Source organism: Serratia quinivorans, assembly GCF_946227985.1.
Taxonomy (GTDB): domain Bacteria; phylum Pseudomonadota; class Gammaproteobacteria; order Enterobacterales; family Enterobacteriaceae; genus Serratia; species Serratia quinivorans_A.
In genome coordinates, this window is the sequence record NZ_CAMKGL010000001.1 from 245,181 (window position 1) to 264,078 (window position 18,898).

The 18,898-nt window shown below is 51.9% G+C and carries 16 protein-coding genes and 3 tRNA genes; 10 read left to right on the top strand and 9 right to left on the bottom strand.

Annotation, left to right across the window (positions count from 1 at the left end):
- Positions 1-26: 26 nt before the first annotated feature.
- Positions 27-2,900 (top strand): two-component system sensor histidine kinase RcsC, encoded by a 2,874-nt coding sequence (gene rcsC, locus OCH02_RS01115; RefSeq protein WP_261429330.1) that lies wholly within the window; start codon positions 27-29, stop codon positions 2,898-2,900.
- A gap of 51 nt (positions 2,901-2,951) precedes the next feature.
- On the opposite strand, the gene rcsB is transcribed toward rcsC, so the two are convergent.
- From rcsB to OCH02_RS01130, 3 genes are read right to left on the bottom strand one after another with little or no spacing between them, the layout of a single operon-like run.
- A complete protein-coding gene (rcsB, locus tag OCH02_RS01120) occupies positions 2,952-3,602 on the bottom strand; it encodes a response regulator transcription factor RcsB (RefSeq protein WP_004947156.1) in 651 nt (216 codons plus the stop codon).
- Positions 3,595-6,297: a phosphotransferase RcsD gene (rcsD, locus tag OCH02_RS01125; protein WP_261429331.1), complete on the bottom strand. Its 2,703-nt coding sequence runs from the start codon at positions 6,295-6,297 to the stop codon at positions 3,595-3,597. The genes rcsB and rcsD overlap by 8 nt, the downstream gene beginning before the upstream one ends.
- Positions 6,298-6,318: 21 nt before the next feature.
- On the bottom strand, positions 6,319-7,473 hold the full coding sequence (locus OCH02_RS01130; protein WP_261429332.1) for an MFS transporter: 1,155 nt from the start codon (positions 7,471-7,473) through the stop codon (positions 6,319-6,321).
- Between the two features lie 830 nt (positions 7,474-8,303).
- On the opposite strand from OCH02_RS01130, the gene OCH02_RS01135 reads away from it, so the two are divergent.
- The gene (locus OCH02_RS01135; RefSeq protein ID WP_261429333.1) at positions 8,304-9,416 is read left to right on the top strand and encodes a porin OmpC; all 1,113 of its coding nucleotides are present in this window, start codon (positions 8,304-8,306) and stop codon (positions 9,414-9,416) included.
- A gap of 158 nt (positions 9,417-9,574) precedes the next feature.
- Complete coding sequence (locus OCH02_RS01140) at positions 9,575-9,991, top strand: VOC family protein (protein ID WP_261429334.1); 417 nt, start codon at positions 9,575-9,577, stop codon at positions 9,989-9,991.
- Here the strand turns inward: OCH02_RS01140 and OCH02_RS01145 are convergent.
- On the bottom strand, positions 9,985-10,563 hold the full coding sequence (locus OCH02_RS01145) for a TetR/AcrR family transcriptional regulator (RefSeq protein WP_261429335.1): 579 nt from the start codon (positions 10,561-10,563) through the stop codon (positions 9,985-9,987). The two genes, OCH02_RS01140 and OCH02_RS01145, sit on opposite strands and share 7 nt — an antisense overlap.
- Positions 10,564-10,678: 115 nt before the next feature.
- On the opposite strand from OCH02_RS01145, the gene OCH02_RS01150 reads away from it, so the two are divergent.
- On the top strand, positions 10,679-11,146 hold the full coding sequence (locus OCH02_RS01150) for a nuclear transport factor 2 family protein (RefSeq protein ID WP_261429337.1): 468 nt from the start codon (positions 10,679-10,681) through the stop codon (positions 11,144-11,146).
- Between the two features lie 6 nt (positions 11,147-11,152).
- Here the strand turns inward: OCH02_RS01150 and OCH02_RS01155 are convergent, their stop codons facing one another.
- The gene (locus OCH02_RS01155; protein ID WP_261429338.1) at positions 11,153-12,055 is read right to left on the bottom strand and encodes a LysR family transcriptional regulator; all 903 of its coding nucleotides are present in this window, start codon (positions 12,053-12,055) and stop codon (positions 11,153-11,155) included.
- Positions 12,056-12,134: 79 nt separating this feature from the next.
- Here OCH02_RS01155 and blaSPR point away from each other — a divergent pair, with 79 nt between their 5' ends.
- Positions 12,135-13,031, top strand: a complete 897-nt coding sequence (blaSPR, locus tag OCH02_RS01160; RefSeq protein WP_261429340.1) for an SPR family subclass B3 metallo-beta-lactamase — start codon at positions 12,135-12,137, stop codon at positions 13,029-13,031.
- 67 nt (positions 13,032-13,098) lie between these two features.
- On the opposite strand, the gene OCH02_RS01165 is transcribed toward blaSPR, so the two are convergent.
- Entirely contained in the window at positions 13,099-13,662 is a 564-nt protein-coding gene (locus OCH02_RS01165) for a DUF2946 domain-containing protein (RefSeq protein WP_261429342.1), read from the bottom strand.
- A 29-nt stretch (positions 13,663-13,691) separates the two neighbouring features.
- On the opposite strand from OCH02_RS01165, the gene OCH02_RS01170 reads away from it, so the two are divergent.
- The 5 genes from OCH02_RS01170 (at position 13,692) to OCH02_RS01190 (ending at position 16,185) form a co-directional block, all read left to right on the top strand.
- On the top strand, positions 13,692-15,104 hold the full coding sequence (locus OCH02_RS01170) for a PepSY-associated TM helix domain-containing protein (protein ID WP_261429343.1): 1,413 nt from the start codon (positions 13,692-13,694) through the stop codon (positions 15,102-15,104).
- Positions 15,105-15,171: 67 nt separating this feature from the next.
- Complete coding sequence (gene osmE, locus OCH02_RS01175; protein ID WP_012145974.1) at positions 15,172-15,501, top strand: osmotically-inducible lipoprotein OsmE; 330 nt, start codon at positions 15,172-15,174, stop codon at positions 15,499-15,501.
- Positions 15,502-15,657: 156 nt separating this feature from the next.
- A tRNA-Ser gene (locus OCH02_RS01180) sits at positions 15,658-15,745 on the top strand.
- A gap of 6 nt (positions 15,746-15,751) precedes the next feature.
- Positions 15,752-15,827: transfer RNA gene (locus OCH02_RS01185), tRNA-Thr, on the top strand.
- 151 nt (positions 15,828-15,978) lie between these two features.
- Positions 15,979-16,185: a DUF2767 family protein gene (locus OCH02_RS01190; protein WP_017893457.1), complete on the top strand. Its 207-nt coding sequence runs from the start codon at positions 15,979-15,981 to the stop codon at positions 16,183-16,185.
- Between the two features lie 302 nt (positions 16,186-16,487).
- Here OCH02_RS01190 and OCH02_RS01195 read toward each other — a convergent pair.
- The 3 genes from OCH02_RS01195 to OCH02_RS01205 all read right to left on the bottom strand — a co-directional run bounded on the left by OCH02_RS01195 (position 16,488) and on the right by OCH02_RS01205 (position 18,661).
- Positions 16,488-16,564: transfer RNA gene (locus tag OCH02_RS01195), tRNA-Pro, on the bottom strand.
- Positions 16,565-16,642: 78 nt separating this feature from the next.
- Positions 16,643-18,424: an LPS biosynthesis-modulating metalloenzyme YejM gene (gene yejM / locus OCH02_RS01200; protein WP_261429344.1), complete on the bottom strand. Its 1,782-nt coding sequence runs from the start codon at positions 18,422-18,424 to the stop codon at positions 16,643-16,645.
- A 9-nt stretch (positions 18,425-18,433) separates the two neighbouring features.
- Complete coding sequence (locus OCH02_RS01205; protein ID WP_017893455.1) at positions 18,434-18,661, bottom strand: YejL family protein; 228 nt, start codon at positions 18,659-18,661, stop codon at positions 18,434-18,436.
- Positions 18,662-18,898: the final 237 nt, after the last annotated feature.

Sequence of the window (18,898 nt, forward strand, 5' to 3'; positions counted from 1 at the left end):
GCCACTGATATTCGTATGGTATCCGATTGAAATATTTAGCTTCTTTTCGCACGACGTTAAAGATATCCCGCTATTTGTTCCGGGTGCTGGCGATCATGTTGTGGTCGTTGGGGGCGTTGCTCACCACCTTCTATATCCTGAATATCCTGCATCAGAAAGAGTCTGATATTCGGCAGGACTATAATCTGAACTTCGATCAGGCTCAGGGCTATATCCGCCATTCGGCCGATATCATGCGTGATATCAAATACATGGCGGAAAATCGCCTCAACGGTTCCGTCAGTAGCATGGACATGTTTAGCGGCATCTTTCCCGGCAAGAACAGTCCGCTGGAGTTTGTACCGCTGTATCCCGAGTCCAGTTGTTCACTTAACACCACCTACCGCAGCTCACTCAATTCTTTGAGCGGGTTGATCCAGTATTGGAAAGAGAACTTCGTCGCGGCCTACGATCTCAACCGGGTGTTTTTCATCGACGGCGATACGTTGTGCATGGCGGAGTTTGGCAGCGGCAGCAGCGGTGTAGCCAATCGAGCCGACGCGCTGAAAACGCTGCATGAGCGCATCCTTAAATACCGTAATGCCAAGAACCAGGACAAAGACAATAATCTGTACTGGATCAGCCCAAGCCAGCAGCGACCGGATGTCGGTTATCTGTATGTACTGACGCCTATTTATATTGGTAACAAGCTGGAGGCGTTGCTGGGTATTGAACAAACCATTCGCCTGGAGGACTTTGTCACTGCAGGCAGCTTGCCGACCGGCGTAACCCTGCTGGATGAGAATAACCAACCGATACTGCGGCTGGCAGATGACGAACGAGATGTACAAGCCCCCAACAGCTATCCGGACGAGCCGGCTTACTTTGGCTATGTTGATAATTACCGCGACCTGATCATGAAAAAAGCGCTGCCGCCGTCATCGCTCAGTATTGTTTATTCTGTGCCGGTGAAGACGGTGGTTGAACGCTTCAGAATGCTGATCCTAAATGCGGTGCTGTTGAATATGTTATCCGCCATTGTGTTGTTCAGCCTGGCCTGGCTGTTTGAGCGCAAAATGTTCCTGCCGGCAGAAGATAATGCCTTCCGGTTGGAGGAACATGAACAGTTCAACCGCAAGATTGTCGCCTCGGCACCGGTGGGTATTTGTATTCTGCGCATTAGCGACGGCACCAATATTCTGAGTAATGAATTGGCGCATAACTACATCAACCTGCTGACCCACGAAGACCGTGATCGCATTACGCGCATCATCTGCGAACAGCAGGTGAATTTTGTCGATGTGATGACCAGTAATAACAATAACCTGCAAATCAGCTTTGTTCATTCCCGTTACCGCAATGAGGATGTGGCGATCTGTGTGCTGGTGGACGTCAGCGCCCGCGTGAAAATGGAAGAGTCGCTGCAGGAGATGGCGGCAGCGGCGGAGCAGGCCAGCCAATCCAAATCGATGTTCCTGGCGACCGTCAGCCATGAGTTGCGTACCCCGCTGTACGGTATCATCGGTAACCTCGATTTGTTGCAAACCAAGGCGTTGCCGCAGGGTGTTGACCGACTGGTCAATGCGATGAACAACTCGTCCGGACTGTTGCTGAAGATCATTAGCGACATACTGGACTTCTCCAAAATCGAATCCGAGCAACTGAAGATTGAGCCGCGCGAGTTCTCCTGCCTGGAGGTGATCACCCACATCGCCGGCAACTATTTGCCGCTGGTGGTGAAGAAGCGACTGGGGTTGTACTGCTTTATCGAACAGAACGTACCCGAGCGCATTTCCGGCGATCCGGTACGGCTGCAGCAGGTACTGTCCAATTTGTTGAACAACGCGATTAAGTTTACCGATACCGGCTGCATCATTCTGCAGGTGTGTACGCGCGGCAGCTATTTGGAGTTTAGCATTCGTGATACTGGGGTTGGCATCCCGGAGAAAGAAATTACCCGCCTGTTTGATCCGTTCTTCCAGGTGGGCAGTGGCGTTCAACGCCATTTCCAGGGCACCGGGCTGGGGTTGGCGATTTGCGAAAAGCTGATCAACATGATGGATGGCGACATTGCCGTTGAGTCCGAGCCGGGATTAGGCAGCCTGTTCACCATCCGCATTCCGCTGTTTAACGCTCAGTTCCCGATCCCGCAGCCCAGTGATACCTGGCAAGGTAAAACTCTGTGGCTGGCTATCCGCAACCAGAGGTTGGAAAGTTATCTGATGGAGGTTCTTGGTGGCTATGGCGCGACGGTACTGCGTCATCAGGGGCAGGATACCGCGGCAGGGGATGTGATGCTCAGCGATCACCCGCTGATGATCAATACACCGCTGCTGGCGCAGATCCAGTTTTCTATTGAGCATATTGGCCCGTCGCAGGAAACCCGGCCGGGCTATTGGATGCACAGTACCTCGACGCCGCGTGAAACCCTGGTGCTGCTCAACCGCTTGTTTGGTACCCGTGATGAAAGCGGCAATACTCTGATGCAATTGCCGTTGCCGGCCAAGGCCAACAGGGTAGACAACGGGGATATTCATTTGCTGGTGGTGGATGACCACCCGATTAACCGCCGGTTGCTGTCCGACCAGCTTGGCTCACTGGGCTATCAGGTAGTGACTGCCAATGATGGGGTCGATGCGCTCGACGTGTTGAATCGCAATACCGTCGATATCGTGCTGACCGACGTCAACATGCCTAATATGGATGGTTACCGTTTGACCCAACGCCTGCGTCAGTTGCACTTTACCGCTCCGGTCATCGGCGTGACGGCGAACGCCCTGGCGGAAGAGAAACAGCGCTGTATTGAGGCCGGGATGGATAACTGCCTGTCTAAGCCGGTGACCCTGGAGACGTTGGAACAGACATTAGGGTATTACAGCCAACAGGTGCGCCGAATGCGCGCTGAGTCTGAAGACGCCTGAAAGCAAAAGGGCGCGGCATATTGCCACGCCCTCTGTTAACTACCGGGGATTTTATTCTTTGTCCAGCGGTGCCATGCTGACGGACGAGAGGTAGTTGAGCAATGCAATATCGTTCTCAACACCCAACTTCATCATTGCCGATTTTTTCTGGCTACTGATGGTTTTGATGCTGCGATTGAGCTTCTTGGCGATCTCGGTCACCAGGAAACCTTCGGCGAACAGGCGCAGTACTTCGCTCTCTTTTGGTGACAGACGCTTGTCACCGTAACCACTGGCGCTGATCCTCTCCAACAGTTTGGAGACGCTTTCCGGCGTGAACTTCTTGCCTTTCTGCAATGCGGCCAGCGCTTTCGGCAGGTCGGTCGGCGCACCCTGTTTCAACACGATGCCTTCGATATCCAGATCCAACACGGCGCTAAGAATGGCCGGGTTGTTGTTCATGGTCAGAACGATGATCGATAACTGCGGATAATGGCGTTTGATGTATTTGATCAGCGTAATGCCGTCGCCATACTTATCACCCGGCATCGAAAGGTCGGTGATCAGGACGTTTGCATCCAGTTTGGACAGATTGTTGATCAGTGCTGTTGAGTCTTCAAACTCCCCAACGACATTCACCCATTCAATTTGCTCAAGTGACTTCCGGATGCCAAACAGTACGATAGGATGGTCATCAGCAATAATTACGTTCAGGTTATTCATGTTGTTGGCTACCTTGCTGCAGCAGTCTGCTGACGAAAAAATCAATCTGACTGATGTTATTCTCGATCTTGAGCGCATCACCGTCTGCGATGTGCTGTTCTAACGATTCACACAGTTGCTTGCCGGGAAGCAGATTTAACATGGCAAACACGCCTTTCAGGCGGTGTGCTGTCTGTGACAGAGCATTGAAATCACTGCTGCCCGCCTCAGTATACAGTTTTTTGACATCGTCGGGTACTGTATCAATAAATAGGCCATAGTAATCACTTGATTTCAATTGTTTTTCATAGAGTTGGATGTCATCTGCGGTCAGTGATAATGCACTTTCCTGCTGTTCCAATGCGGCCATTTGCTGCTCAATCAGCATCAATATGGCGTCGATCATGGCTCCACCCAGGTTATAGTTTACCCGAATATACCGTTTCTCAAGCTGTTGCCAACCCGCTTCATCAGTGGTCAACAACAGCGTGTAATCATCCGCTCTTTGCGGGTTATCGGTCAACAAAACGTCGTAGTCGCGATTAATCTGACGTTCGTCAGCAACGATGCAACTCGCACCATAGGCATGCAGCAGGCGGGTGACAATGCTCCGTATTTCCTCAGAAGTAATGTCCAGCAATGCGGTCACACCGTCGAGCAGTTTTTCTTGCGCTTCCGTCTCTTTTTTCTCCATCTCCATAGGGACACGGATGGTGTAGCGGGTGCCGATGTCTATCTTGCTGCGGATATCCAGCTGGCCGTTAAGCTTTTTACACAGTTGATTGCACAGGAAGAAGGTGAGGCCGGAGCCATGATTAAAGCGGTCCACCAGCGTTTGGCTGAGGAACGGATAATTCAGGTTGCTGATTTCTTCGTTGGAAATGCCCGAACCGGTGTCATTGATATGGAATACCAGACGATCGGGGTGATCCGGTTCATGATCGACAACCAGCGAAATCTTGCCGCAGGCGGTAGTGATAATGGCGTAATGCACCAGCAGTGAGATCACCTTGCGCAGTGCGTTGGCATCGCCGATATATTGCTGTTCAACGTCAAGATGGAAATGGTTGAACAACGACAGGCCTTTTTGATTGATGGACGGCAGGGCTTCCTGCAGCAGTTCATCTATCAGGGCCGATGGGCTGAAAGGATGACGCGAAGGCTGCCAGTCCTGGGTTTCCAACCGGGTGAGCAGGGTGATATTTTCAATCAGCCCCAGCACCGTTGAGGATTGAACCGTCAGTTGCTTTTGCAGCGCTTGCTGTTGTTCCTCATCCGCTTGCGTGTGCAGGCGATCGACCAAATCATGCATTTGCCGGACCGGTTGGTTCAGCTCAATGCCCAGATTATGCAACATCAGTTTGCGTGCCTGCACGTTCTTGTCGTACTCGCGCTGCGCCTGCTGCAAACGTTTATTGACCATCACTTCCTTGTCCTGATCGTTGAGCAGGAACAGATAGGTTTCCGGCGACAGCTGGCTGCGGAAGATGCGGATCTCATACACTTCGTTGTTTACCGTCGCCTGAATCACACCGTGATGCTGTTCGGCCATATGGGCGATTTTTTGCAGGCTGAGATGTGGCAGCAGGTGCTGGGCGATCTTATTACTGGCGATTACCGTATTGCTGGCGAAGTTGTACACCAGCAGGCCTGATGGCAGGCTGGCGATGATTTCCTGATTCAGTGCCCGTTCGGCTTCCAGCTCAACCGCCATGTTTTCGCTCGGGCGGATATATTGGCGACGGATAAAGTAAATGCCCACCAATGACAGCGCCAACAGCAACAGATTGATGGCGATCAGCCAGATATTGTTCCGCAGCAGGTCAATCGCCAGGCTGATAGCAGAAACACGGTAAACCACTTTCAGTGGCGCGTTAGGCAGCGGGGCGCTGAACTCCACCCAACTGCCGCTCATCGAAATACCGGTGCTGGTGGCGGTATCCAACGGCAAAGTACCGTCGTCCATGCTGCTATCGTCAGGCAGCAGCATAAAGTTGGAGCGCGCCATATTAATGGGGATGATGTCGTTAATCGGCAGATCGAAGGCGATCACCGTGGCCAAATGCCCCGGTTGGTTAAAAGTGGTGCGGATAGAGAACGAATAGGTGTTCTGGAAGCGCTGTTTGCGCAAGGCAGAGAAGCTTTCACGCTCATCGAGCATATTGGCCTGTTGCAGCATTTCAGCCCGGCGGTCCTCTGCCGAGGTCGTCAGATAGCTTTCTTTGAAGCGTGAGGCCAGTTCTTTTAACGGCTGGGTAGTGATTAGGCTCAGGCTGTTATCCTGACCGTTAAGGTAATACATGGCGTAATTTTCAGTCTTGGCTCCCCAGCGGGTATCCAGATAGTCTGAAATATTGGCGATCATCGCCAGTGTGCCTTCTTCATGACTGCCAAAAATAATCGCATCGGTTTTTTTATGCGGCTTCTCCAGGTAGTAAACGTCCGGGCGCAGTCGGGTTTCCTGCAGGCTGGGATCGACATTCAGTGAAGGCGCATTACCGAACTTGTCGTAAATCTGGTAGGTGACGTAACGGTAGTTGTCGATGCGTTTTTGCAGGCCGTTGGCGATGCCGTTCAGGGCGTATTTCTTTTCAGCCAGCCAGGCGTTGGTATAGTTGTAGCCGTACAGGCCGATGGCAATCGTCAGCAGTACGGAAAATAGCAGGAAGCAGCGGGTAATATTGCTTGAGCTGATGGTCAGTTGTTTATTTTGCATAGTTGACTGCGCATTCCTGAATCAACGGGTTATCGCCCGGGCGCTGGCGGTAACCACCAGGAGTAAAACTGCAACGCAGGCAAAAGCTGCCGTCAGGCTGGAGAGCTGAGCGACAAAGCCAATCAGCGCCGGTCCGGCGAGGATGCCGGCGTAGCCTACGGTGGTCACTGAGGCGATGGCCAGATTGGCCGGCATATCATGCTGGTTGCCGGCAGCACTGAACAGGATCGGGACCACGTTGGAAGCGCCGAGGCCCACCAGCATAAAACCAATCAGTGAAACCATGGCGTTGTTGAAGATAATGGCCAGACTCAGGCCAATGGCCGCGCACAGGCTACCCAGCAGCAATACCTTATATCTTCCCAGCCGGTTTACCACCCAATCGCCGTTCAATCTGCCGATGGTCATGGTGATGGAGAACAGCGCATAGCCTAATCCGGCCTGGCTGTGGTCAACGCCTCGCAGGGTGGTGAGAAACAGGGCGCTCCAGTCGAGCATTGAGCCTTCTGCCAGGAACATGATGAAGCACAGGATGCCAATGAACATCACCCAACCGCGTGGCAGCACAAACATCGGGCCACCTTCGTCACCGCCGCTTTCACGCAGCAAATTGCGACTGGCCAGCATCAGCAATGCGGCAATGGTCAATACGGCGACCCATGTTGCCAGCAAAGGCGACAGTCCCAGCCACAGCATCAGACTAACACCGCCGGCACCGGCAATGCCGCCAACGCTGAAGAAACCGTGAAAACCGGACATCATTGCCTTGCCGCTGGCGCGTTCGACCACTACCGCCTGTATGTTCATCGCCACATCGATCATGCCGATTGCCGCGCCAAACAACAGCAGGGCCAGTGCCATACCGGTGGTGGTGTCCATCAGGACCAGCAGGGGTAAATCAATACACAGTGCCAGCCCGGCAAGCAGGATCACCGGGCGACAGCCCAACCTGCCGGTCAGGAAGCCGGTAAGCGGCATCGCCAACATCGAACCTGCGCCAATGCACAGCAGCAGCAGACCCAAGGAGCCGTCGTCTATGCCGATACGCGCTTTGGCGAAGGGAACCAGGGGAGCCCAGGCGGCCATGCCGAAGCCGGCGACAAAAAAGGCCAAACGCGTTGCGACCTGTGCCGGGACGCCGGGTTTCTGCTGTTCATTACACAAGGTGGATGTCATGTGGGCATCGGGATCTATTGTGGAAATGCGGGCTGAAAGTTATGGAGTGTTTTTATCACAATCCGCGATCCGGGTCGAAAGGATTTGCGCTCGCCCGCGGTTCTGGCCACAAGGTAATGGCTTGAGCAAGGTGGCTGGATATTTTTACAGACTATCAAAATAGAGGGGGCGACCAATATTGCTACACCGAACAGAATGTCGGCCCAGGTAGCAGTTACTTAAGCAATAAAATGCTTTTCTAATTAATGCGATTAATTCGTAGACTGATATAGGTTAATAAATTAGCAATTAGTGCGAAGGTAAATTGTCGAGATAATATCGTGACGTGATTATTTTTTGGCAAAAAGTGCGCATTATGGTGAATTGTGTGGAAGGTTTCAGGCAATAAAAAACCGGCCATAAGCCGGTCGAAGTGTACAAAAATTATCTTACAGATAATGAAGGTAATAATGAAAATAATGATGATAGCGGGATTATTATAACGTCAGTGTTATGAGAATATTTTGGCACAATGTGCTTATTGAGTGTGACTTTTGTATGGCTGTCTTTTTTTTCTTAAAGTTTTGTATAACTTCATGATTTTATATCTATAAATGTATTTTTTGTCATTGCGTGCTTTATTTTAACTGTCTGTAATGTTTTGTGGAAGTTCGCGCAAATTTACATTTTGAAACCTTTATTAATCATAGTGAAACACTATCGGATACTTGGTATCATTTTCTTTCTGGATTAATATAACCCTTGTTACCAGAATGGTAATGCACAGTCGTGCTAATAATGCTCAAAAGGGCAGTGGCCATAGCTCGACATAATTAATGAGGATAATAACGATGAAACTTCGAGTACTCTCTCTGATAGTACCCGCACTGCTGGTTGCAGGCACAGCAGGCGCGGCGGAAATCTACAACAAAGACGGTAATAAACTGGATTTGTTCGGTAAAATCGATGGTCTTCACTATTTCTCTGATGATAAAGGTTCTGATGGCGACCAGTCTTATATGCGTTTTGGCCTGCGTGGCGAAACACAAATCAGTGACCAACTGACCGGCTACGGTGAGTGGGAATATCAGGCAAACCTCAACCATGCGGAAAGCCAGGACAACAATAACTTCACTCGTGTTGGCTTTGCAGGTCTGAAATTCGGCGATTACGGTTCGTTGGATTATGGCCGTAACTACGGCGTGCTGTACGACATCGGCGCATGGACCGACGTACTGCCAGAGTTCGGTGGCGATACCTACGGTGCGGACAACTTCATGTTCCAGCGTACCAACGGCGTGCTGACTTACCGTAACTCAGACTTCTTTGGTCTGGTTGACGGCCTTAACTTTGCTCTGCAATACCAAGGCAAAAACGACAGCGCTACCGAATCCAACAACGGCCGTGACGTGTTGGCGCAGAACGGTGACGGTTACGGCATGTCCGCGTCTTACGATCTGGGCTATGGCATCAGCGCTGCAGCGGCATACTTCTCTTCCGACCGTACCAACGATCAGAACGGTAATAACAACGCCGGCATTCTGGGCCGTGGTGACAAGGCAGAGGCCTACAGCGGTGGTCTGAAATATGACGCCAACAACGTTTACCTGGCAGCGATGTATACCCAGTCTTACAACGCAACCCGTTTCGGCAGCAGCAACAGCAGCACTTACGGTTACGCCAACAAAGCGCAAAACATGGAAATCGTTGCCCAGTACCAGTTCGACTTCGGTCTGCGTCCTTCCGTGGCTTACCTGCAGTCTAAAGGCAAAGACATCGAACGCGGTTACGGCGATCAGGATCTGATGAAGTATGTTGACGTGGGCGCGACCTACTACTTCAACAAAAACATGTCTACCTACGTTGACTACAAAATCAACCTGCTGGATGAAAACGACTTCACCAAGTCTGCCGGTATCAACACCGACAACGTGGTTGCCTTGGGCCTGGTTTACCAGTTCTAAGCTAAGCAACAGAGTGTGAATGTGATTGCGCGGCCTTCGGGCCGCGTTTTTTTTGCCTGTAATTTGGCACAAATTGGCATTTTCGCGGCACGGATTGCCATTCTGATGTGCCGGGGGGTACCTACACTTTCGCCGTATAGAGAAATCAGGAGATGAATATGGAACTCAAGATAGAGCGGGTGATTGAAACGGTACTGTACGTGAAGGATATCGAGCGGGCCGCGGCTTTTTACCAGCAGGTATTAAAGCTGCCGGCGATGGTGGCCAATGAACGTTTTCGCGCCTATGACGTGGGCCGGGAAAGCGTCTTGCTGCTGTTTATTGAAGGTGACTCGGTCAAAGGAGCACATTACCCGGAAGGCTATATTCCCCCGCATGACGGCAACGGACCGCTGCATGTTGGGCTGGCCGTCACGAAAGAACAGCTGCCGCATTGGGAACAACATCTGGCGGCACATGGCATAGAGATAGAAGGGCGCATGAGCTGGGGTCAGGGTGGAGAGAGTATTTATTTCCGCGATCCCGATCATCATTTGCTCGAGCTGGTGACGCCGGGGATCTGGGCTAATTACTGATGCTTCCAGGCGGCAGCCAATGTCTTCAGCATTTCACTCAGCAGCAGCAGCGTATTCTGGGCTTGCTGCTCAATTTGCACCTTGACGATGGCTCCGTCGATCAGCATCGACAGCATCTCCGCTCGCTGTTCCCGCTCAGGGCTTGGGGGCAGATGGCTGGCAATGACTTCGGCCATCTGTACTTTATGCCGGCGGGCTATGTCCAAGTTTTCCGGCAGCATATCCGCTAATTCCACCGCCGTATTGATAAAAGCGCAGCCGCGGAATTGTGGACTGCAGAACCACTCCTCGAAACAAGGCACCAAAGCGAGCATCACATCCCCTGACTGTGCGACATGCTGATCCAGAGACCGGCTGAACCAGCTCAGCCACTGGTCATGACGGTAGGTGAGAAACGCCTCAATCAGCTCATTTTTGCTGGGGAAATGACGATAAAACGTGACCTTGGCTACGCCTGACTCGCTGATAATACGATCAATGCCGGTCGCGCGTACGCCATCGCGGTAAAACAAATCATGTGCTGTCAGCAGGATGCGCTGACGTGGTGGCAGAGTGCCGGGGGCAACAGTCATTAAAACATCTCCTGAAATATCGACTGGAATGATTGTAGACAGCTCTGTCTACATACGCTAGCTTAATTGGGTAGACAAGTCTGTCTACGTGATTGCAACCCAGCAGAGGTGAGCTATGAGCATTAAACCCCCGTTACCGCCGTTCACCCGTGAGTCGGCGATTGAGAAAGTCCGTCTGGCGGAAGATGCCTGGAACAGCCGCGATCCTGAGCGAGTCTCGCAGGTCTATTCCCTAGATACCCATTGGCGCAATCGGGCGGAGTTTGTTGATGGCCGCGAGGCCGTTTGCGCATTCTTGCAGCGTAAATGGGCGAAAGAGCTGGAGTATCGGTTGATTAAAGAGTTATGGGCGTTTGATGGGGCGCGTATCGCGGTGCGCTTTGCCTATGAATGGCGTGATGACTCGGGCAACTGGTACCGTAGTTTTGGCAATGAGAATTGGGAATTTAACCCGAACGGTCTGATGATAAACAGACACGCCTGCATCAACGATATGCCGATTCGCGAGCAGGATCGTCAATTCCATTGGCCGCTTGGCCGTCGTCCGGATGATATTGCGGCACTGAGTGAATTTGGCTTCTGATTGTCGTTACTGATAATAAGGCCGCAGTTCCGTATGAAGCGCGGAAATAAGACGCTTTTTCCACTCAACCTCTCCCTGCCGATAGTGCGAAAACAGATGGCCAATTGCCAGGTTGTCCATGATGGGCAGGGTGAATAACCCTCGTTTATCGGGTTGTGCACTGAACCAGGGCTGCGGAACCACCGCCATCAGCGGGGCCGCCCGCAACACTGGCGGCAACTGGGCATAATCGGCACAGCTGAGCTGGATCCTGCGTTGTAAACCCTGGCGTTCCAACTGACGATCCAGCTCATTTTCCGCCTGTGGCCAAGGGTGACAGTAATAGTGCGCATAGTTTGCCAGTTCGCTGAAGGCCAGACCGTTCTTGTGTTGCAATATCTGCTGCAAGGGGGCCCCAAATACTGCGACCAGGCGAGTGCTGCCAATCAGTGCATAACGCAGTGCGCTGGTACGCTGTTGATGATCGCCCACAGCGATCACCATATCGATGCTGCCTTCCAGCAGTTCGTTCCGCCATGAGCGCCGCTCAAAATTCTGACAACGGATATCCACATTGGCGAGTGTGCATTTCTGTGCCAGCAGCGGCAGCAATATAGGATGCAGTGCCGGCGGTGCAACCAGGTTGAAATGTCGTGGTGCGTCCTGCAAATGGCCGAACAGTTCATTGTCCAGCGAAGAGAACAATGGCGTTAGTTTCTCTTTAAGCGACAGGGCAAACAGCGTCGGTACCTGGCGATGCCCCTCCCGACGAAATAAAGGCTCATTCAGCACTTCACGCAGGCGGGCCAACGCATGGCTGACGGCCGAAGTACTGATGCCTAACTTGTCCGCCGTTTTCTGGCTGGAGCCGGTGCTGGTCAACAGGTAGAGCACTTTCAGCAGGTTCATGTCCATTTGCAGGATGTTCATTAATGGTCTTCTTAATTGAATACGTTTCAATATTGGGCTGAGTATACTTCAGCCCCGTTTACCTCCATAGAATTGGATCATGAAAAAAAACCTTGGTTATCTGACGGCTATGACGGTTGCACTGTGTTTCGGCGCTCAGGCGCAGCTTAATCCGGCACAGCCGTTATCCAGTGCGCCGCCCTATTCGCTTTTTGAACAGTGGGCGCAGCCGGTCGCGCCATTTCAGATGTTCCCGCATGTTTATTACGTGGGTACCCGCAACCTATCGTCCGTGCTGCTGAGCACGCCGGAAGGGCTGATTCTGATCGACGCCGCGCTGGACGCCAGCGCTCCGACGATAAGAGCGCACATAGAGGCTTTGGGTTTCAACATCAAGGATCTGCGCTATATCCTCAATAGCCACGCGCGTCTCGATCAGGCGGGCGGCATTGCGCGTCTGCAAGCCTGGAGCGGGGCAAAGGTTGTCGCCAGCGCTGCCAATGCCCAACAGTTGGCGCTAGGCGGCAAACAGGATTTTGCTCTGGGAGATGCGCTGGGCTTCCCGCAGGTGAAGGTCGATATTATCGTCGGGGAGGGGGACAGCATTACCTTGGGCGACCTGAAATTAACGGCATTGATGACGCCAGGCCATTTGCCGGGTGCCACCTCATGGCTGACCACGCTACATCAGGGAGGGCAAAGTTACCGACTGGTCTATGCCGACAGTCTGGCAACGCCGGACTACTATCTGATCGACAACAAAAACTACCCCAGTCTGGTGCAGGATATCCGTGGCAGTTTTGCTCGGTTGGCTCAGCAGCAGGCGGATATTTTTATCGCCAATAAGGGAACGCGCTTCGATCTGGATAATAAAATGAAACGCCTGCAGGCCGGCGATCTGGATGCCTTTGTTGATCGTCAGGGGTTACAGCAATATGTGCAACAGTCACAACAGACATTTGAAGCTCAGTTAACGCAGCAAAAGAATAATATTTAAACCAGGTCAGGGTTTATTTACAAGCGTAATAAATCCTGCCTAAAAAAATAAGGCATATAAATTAGAATTATTTAACCAAACGATAAAATAACGGCGGCGCACGAGTCTGATAAGGTGGGAAGAGGGGTAAGGCAATGGCGTAATAAATGATTGAAATAAGGGAGGGAGGGCGTTGTCTATCGGGTGTAGGGGCCACTGCCAGCAGGACGACCAGCGATGGGTTGTGGTGAAACAGGCTGCAGTAGCCACAGAAGTCAAAGCAGGCTCCGGCAGCCATATCTGCCATGTTGTGCCCTGCTGGCTGGCTCTCATCGGCACCATGGCTCATCATCGCCATAGGGCCGGCATGCTCCTCGCCCATGGGCATGCCTGTCACCATCTCATTGTTATCAAGGCTATTTTGCGAGAGGTGTGCGGAGATGGACGGCGCGATGAAAATCATCAGCATAGCGAACAGGGCCAACCAGGCCAGCATGCGCATATGTTGAATTGACAGTTTCACCAGCGGGCGTCTTCCAGAATCAGAGTGTAAAGGGATGATAATCTCTGCAATTGTAACATTAATGAAAATTAAGCTAAACAGAGAAGAGATTTGTTTGTTAAATGAATATAATTCGGGTAAGTTTCTCATTAATTCCATTTGACCACGGATGACTTATCATGTCTGAACGCATTTCTGCGTTGCCTGCTGCTGCGCAGAATATTAACCAACAGGTGACTACCCGTAGCTGGTTTATTCCGTTGATGATGCGGCTCCATTTTTATATTGGTCTGTTTGTCGGTCCGTTTTTACTTATTGCCGCCCTGAGTGGCATATTTTACGCGTTGACGCCGCAAATTGAATCCCGCCTCTATGCCCAACAGTTGTTTAACGACAGCACCGGGCCTACATTGCCGTTAAAACGGCAGATTCTTGCCGCGCAGGCGATTGCCCCGTTGCGGGCTTCTCTTTCTGCGGTGCGGCCGTCCGCAGCCGACGGTGAAAATACCCGGGTGCTGTTTAACATCGCTGGATTACAGGCTTCGGAACGTCTGGCGGTGTTTATCGATCCGGTTACGGCAAAAACTCACGGTGAGATGGTGGTTTATGGCACGAGCGGTGTGTTGCCGCTACGCACCTGGCTGGACCAATTTCACCGCAGTTTGTTACTGGGAGATATTGGGCGCAATTACAGCGAACTGGCGGCGTCCTGGCTATGGATTGCAGCGCTGGGCGGTTTAATCCTCTGGGCGGTTCGCAAGCGCAACAAGGCGAGCCGGACGCGTGGCAGTTTACGTTGGCTGCATGAGAAGAGCGGTGTGCTGTTGTTAATCGGCCTGTTGTTCTTTTCTGCTACCGGGCTGACCTGGTCACAATGGGCCGGGGAGAATATCAGCGTATTGCGTCAGCAGTTTGGCTGGGCGACCCCCTCGCTGTCGACGGCGTTAGGCAAACAGAGCGCACAGCCTGCTGACGAACATGCAGAACATCACGGCCACATGATGCCAATGGCCATGACGGAACCCTCGTTGGATGTCGCGATGTATGACAGCGCACTGGCGCGCGCGCGGCGGGCCGGCATTGATGCTGACAGGATTGAAATCAAGCAGCCGGCGGCGGCGGGACAGGCCTGGACGGTGACGGAGATCGATCGCCGTTGGCCGACGCAGGTTGATGCCGTGGCTATCGATCCCGCAACCATGGCGATTGTTGGTCGTGTTAGCTTCGAACAATATCCGCTGGCGGCAAAATTAACGCGCTGGGGTATCGATCTGCATATGGGCGTTTTGTTCGGCCTGGCCAATGAGTGGGTGCTGGTGGTATTTGCCGCCGGGTTGGTGGCGATGGTGGTGATGGGATACCTGATGTGGTGGCGTGGTCGCCCAACGCGGGTGGCGCGCAAGCCCGTGCGTTCCCCCTTTATGTTGCTGCGTAAAACCCCCAAAGGGCCGCTGTTGCTGATTGTCGGTCTTACGCTGTTGCTGGGGTATTGCCTGCCGGTGATGGGCATCAGCCTGCTGGTATTTTTACTGTGTGATGGGCTGTGGTGTCTGGCGGCACGGCAGCGTAAAGCGCACCTATCGACAAAGTGAAATTTGTAGAAAAGCCTTCTCTCTTCTAGACTTAGAAGACAATAAACGTACTCCAAGAGGACAAACCATGACGAATAAGCTGGTTTTAGCCATTTGCACTGCAGCGACTTTCACCCTTCTTGCCGGTTGTACGGCTTATGACAGGGCCGCCAGTTATGTTCAGGAGCCTGTGGTCAGTGATGTCAAAGTAGGGATGACCAAACAGCAGGTTCGTGCAATTGCCGGGCCACCGTCAACGACAGCTACTCTGGTTCATGCACAGGGTACCTGCGATACCTACGCGGTGGCGCCACGTGACGGAAAAGTACAAACCTATTTTGTCAGCTACAGCGATACAGGTCATGTGATGAACAAAGGGTATCAGACCTGTTCAGACTACGACTCTCAGCCTAAATAACGGCTATTATGCTGAGCTATCCGGCCCCGCTTCGGCGGGGTTTTTCATTTTTTGACCGCCAGTGGCATGAAGTTTAACCAAACACACTTTTTCCTGCTTTTTTTTGCATGAAACGATAGACATTTCATAACGGTAGCGCTAATATCTGCGCCCATTGGAAGGATGGCCGAGTGGTTTAAGGCAACGGTCTTGAAAACCGTCGAGTGTAACAGCTCCCAGAGTTCGAATCTCTGTCCTTCCGCCAAATTTAGCCGGCTTAGCTCAGTAGGTAGAGCAACTGACTTGTAATCAGTAGGTCACCAGTTCGACTCCGGTAGCCGGCACCATACAGTTGTACAGACGCTTAATACCGTCTATGAACCCCAGCAATCTTAATGATCGCTGGGGTTTTTCGTTTTCCGCCCGCGCCGAGCTGCCCTGAAAGGGCATTGTCAGGCGCAAGATGTTAATCTGCATAAATTGCAACCGGAGGTAGTTATGGGCAGCGGCTTCGAAGATTCAAAAGCTTTGTATATCGGCATATGTACAGTGATAGGCGATGCGGTTTTGGTGTTAATTAATGAAGAACGCGCCACGGAAAAGGCCGATATCATTGATGTGTTGAAAACGGCCATTACCAGAGAAGGCAGGGATGTCAGCCTGGATGAGGCTCGTATACTGGCCGTTGAATGGCTGGAGCGTTAAGCGCTAAAGGCCCATGCTCGCCAGAATTTTCACGAAAACTGACAGTTTGTTGAAAGACAGTGAGTCATGAATGAGATATAACCAGATAGCGAAAAGATAAGGAGTGTTGGATGAAAAGGGGATTGTTTCTTTTGGTTATTTTAACCCTATCTGGATGTACAGGCTCTTTGGGGTCAATATTGGGTGTTATTCCGCAAAGTTCCGACGTTTGCCCGCAGGGGAAAAACTCTATCACGGGTGAGTGCCGAGTTTAAATCATAAAAAAACCAACCGCTAAGGGTTGGTTTTTTTATGGGTATTTTTGGTCGGCATGAGAGGATTTGAACCTCCGACCCCCGACACCCCATGACGGTGCGCTACCAAGCTGCGCTACATGCCGACGCTATAGAAAATTATACTACCCGTTCTCAATTTCAAATCAAGAGCTCCGCCAACTGACTGATCGTATTTTAATCAGTTAGTTGGCGATAAAGCGTTTCACATCGGTCAGTACCTGCAACAGCAGGGCCAGCTGTGGCTTCTCGTCTTTGATCTCTTTGTCATTCTTATCGTACGCACGGTAGTTACCGCCGCTATCCAATACCAAAGTTTGCGTAGGAGTGGTGATCACTAACAGGCTGTTATCACCGGTAGCGACCCAGTTATTCCTGCGCTGGGCGGTAAACAGGTCTTCACCCTGTGAATAATCATTAGGGTTGGTTTTCACGTGTAGCAAACGTTGCATCAGCGTACGCATCACATCGTTATGGCCGGTTAGCTTACTGATGGTTTGCGCCGGTGTCCCCGGCCAGTGAATAACCAAGGGAACCTGCAGCTGTTGCTGGTTGAAACTGGTACCCGCACCCCAGTAACCCTTGCCGGTGTCATTAAATTCAACGCCGTGCTCTGCGGTTATCACCACTACGGTTTTATCCAGAACACCGCGTTCTTTCAGCGTGCCGAGCACCTGAGCAATTTGCGCATCCACATCCTGCGCACCTGCGCGGTAGCGCTGAATAAAATCGGCCGGGGCTGGGGTTTTCTCATTGGCCGCAGGTTCAGCGCCACGGAAATTGATATAGGAGAACCATGGACCGTTACTGTTTTGGTCAGCCAGCCAGCGTTGCCATTGTTGCGTGGTCGCCGCATCATTTTGCTGTTTTGCTGCCGGCAGCGTGAAATCGGTCAACAGCGCCTGGCGATACAGGCTGGCGTTAAAGCCGTCAGACGAGAATAAACCAAACTGATAACCCTGGGCGCTGAGAGCGCTGACCAGAGCAGAAGGTTTACGCGCGGCGAGAACGCTGTCCAGATAGGTAGGTGAAATGCCGTAGAACAGGCCAAACAGGCCGGTATCCGCATGATTACCGGAACTGTAGTGATCGCTGAAGCGAACATTTTCCTGTGCGAAACGGGTCAGGGCAGGCATGTCCTGTTTCATATCCTGCTCGCGAACGCCGTCCACCACGATCATCAGCAGGTTATAGCCGCTGCCTTTGTCGCTGTAGCTAAGATCGCTCAGCGGATATTCCACCGCAACGGCTTCCGGGTTTCCTTGCTGCACCAGGCGGCGTTCATATTCCTGCGAATCGAGCAGGCCGTGTTTTTCAAGGAATTTACGCGCAGTCATCGGGTACGACAATGGCAGGTTGGCCCGCTGCATGGTGATCGGGCGGTAGAAGTTGGCGTCAGCCCAGATATAAATGAGGTGCGAGGCGAAAAAGGCACTGATGAACAGTGCGGCCAGCGGCTTGCCGAACCGTTGACGATTCAGACTGCGCAGCTTTTGCCAGCTCCAGGTACCAAACAGCATCTCCACCAGGAAGATAACCGGCACGCAGATAAACATCAGCTGCCAGTCGCGCGCCAGTTCACTTTGATCCGGGTTGATCACCAGTTCCCACACCACCGGATTAAGGTGAAGGTGGAAATGCGTGAACACTTCGCTGTCTACCAGCAATAACGTTAGCCCGGCGGTAGCCAAAGCAGCGGAAATAAATCGCAATAACCGCTGTGACATCACCACAAAGGTGAGCGGGAAAATCACCAGCAGGTAGCCGGCGAAAACGATAAAGCTGAAATGCCCCAACAAACTGACCAGCGCATAAACCCGACCCAACAGGGAAGAGGGCCAGTCGGTGACAAACAGGTAGCGGCTACCCAGCCCGAGGGCAAGCAGGATATTGAATAAGGCGAACCAGTGCCCCCAGCTAATCATCTGGGAGACTTTTTCACGATAACGCTGACGGTTTGTCACCATAATTAATTATTAATGCGCTTTATCTTCACGAATAGAAGCTTGCAGAGCTTCTGCAAACGATTTTGCCAATGTTTTCCGCTGCGCGGGAGCCACACTGGTATTGATCAGATTAGTTACCATGTTGCCCAGCACCATCAGAGAAAGATCGGTGGGAGTATGGTGTTTTTCCAGAACATTAACCAGCTCGGAGAGCAGCTGTTCAACGTGTTCGTCACTGTAACGGGATGATTGTGGCATAAAAATTGCGCTCAAAGCCTGACAAAGTCCCATATCTTACCGTATAGGACAGTGATTTTCCGCTCTTTTATCGATTCCCTTTGTCTTTCAAACCGTAGCGTAGCGGGGTTCCCTTTACGGGGGCCGGGCAACTCTCGTCGTGTCTCCTGAAATCCCCCGGTTCTGTCAGCTATTTACGTATTGTATGGGGGCTGGAAATTTATAGATCTCTGATGATGTAAGCACAGCTTTAAAGTT

Coding starts and splice junctions, on each gene's coding strand:
- OCH02_RS01165 (WP_261429342.1), bottom strand. CDS start 13,662: ATGAGAAACTTACCCGAATTATATTCATTTAACAAACAAATCTCTTCT.
- OCH02_RS01170 (WP_261429343.1), top strand. CDS start 13,692: ATGTCTGAACGCATTTCTGCGTTGCCTGCTGCTGCGCAGAATATTAAC.
- OCH02_RS01205 (WP_017893455.1), bottom strand. CDS start 18,661: ATGCCACAATCATCCCGTTACAGTGACGAACACGTTGAACAGCTGCTC.
- OCH02_RS01155 (WP_261429338.1), bottom strand. CDS start 12,055: ATGAACATCCTGCAAATGGACATGAACCTGCTGAAAGTGCTCTACCTG.
- rcsD (WP_261429331.1), bottom strand. CDS start 6,297: ATGCAAAATAAACAACTGACCATCAGCTCAAGCAATATTACCCGCTGC.
- OCH02_RS01140 (WP_261429334.1), top strand. CDS start 9,575: ATGGAACTCAAGATAGAGCGGGTGATTGAAACGGTACTGTACGTGAAG.
- yejM (WP_261429344.1), bottom strand. CDS start 18,424: ATGGTGACAAACCGTCAGCGTTATCGTGAAAAAGTCTCCCAGATGATT.
- rcsB (WP_004947156.1), bottom strand. CDS start 3,602: ATGAATAACCTGAACGTAATTATTGCTGATGACCATCCTATCGTACTG.
- OCH02_RS01135 (WP_261429333.1), top strand. CDS start 8,304: ATGAAACTTCGAGTACTCTCTCTGATAGTACCCGCACTGCTGGTTGCA.
- OCH02_RS01150 (WP_261429337.1), top strand. CDS start 10,679: ATGAGCATTAAACCCCCGTTACCGCCGTTCACCCGTGAGTCGGCGATT.
- OCH02_RS01145 (WP_261429335.1), bottom strand. CDS start 10,563: ATGACTGTTGCCCCCGGCACTCTGCCACCACGTCAGCGCATCCTGCTG.
- osmE (WP_012145974.1), top strand. CDS start 15,172: ATGACGAATAAGCTGGTTTTAGCCATTTGCACTGCAGCGACTTTCACC.
- OCH02_RS01190 (WP_017893457.1), top strand. CDS start 15,979: ATGGGCAGCGGCTTCGAAGATTCAAAAGCTTTGTATATCGGCATATGT.
- OCH02_RS01130 (WP_261429332.1), bottom strand. CDS start 7,473: ATGACATCCACCTTGTGTAATGAACAGCAGAAACCCGGCGTCCCGGCA.
- blaSPR (WP_261429340.1), top strand. CDS start 12,135: ATGAAAAAAAACCTTGGTTATCTGACGGCTATGACGGTTGCACTGTGT.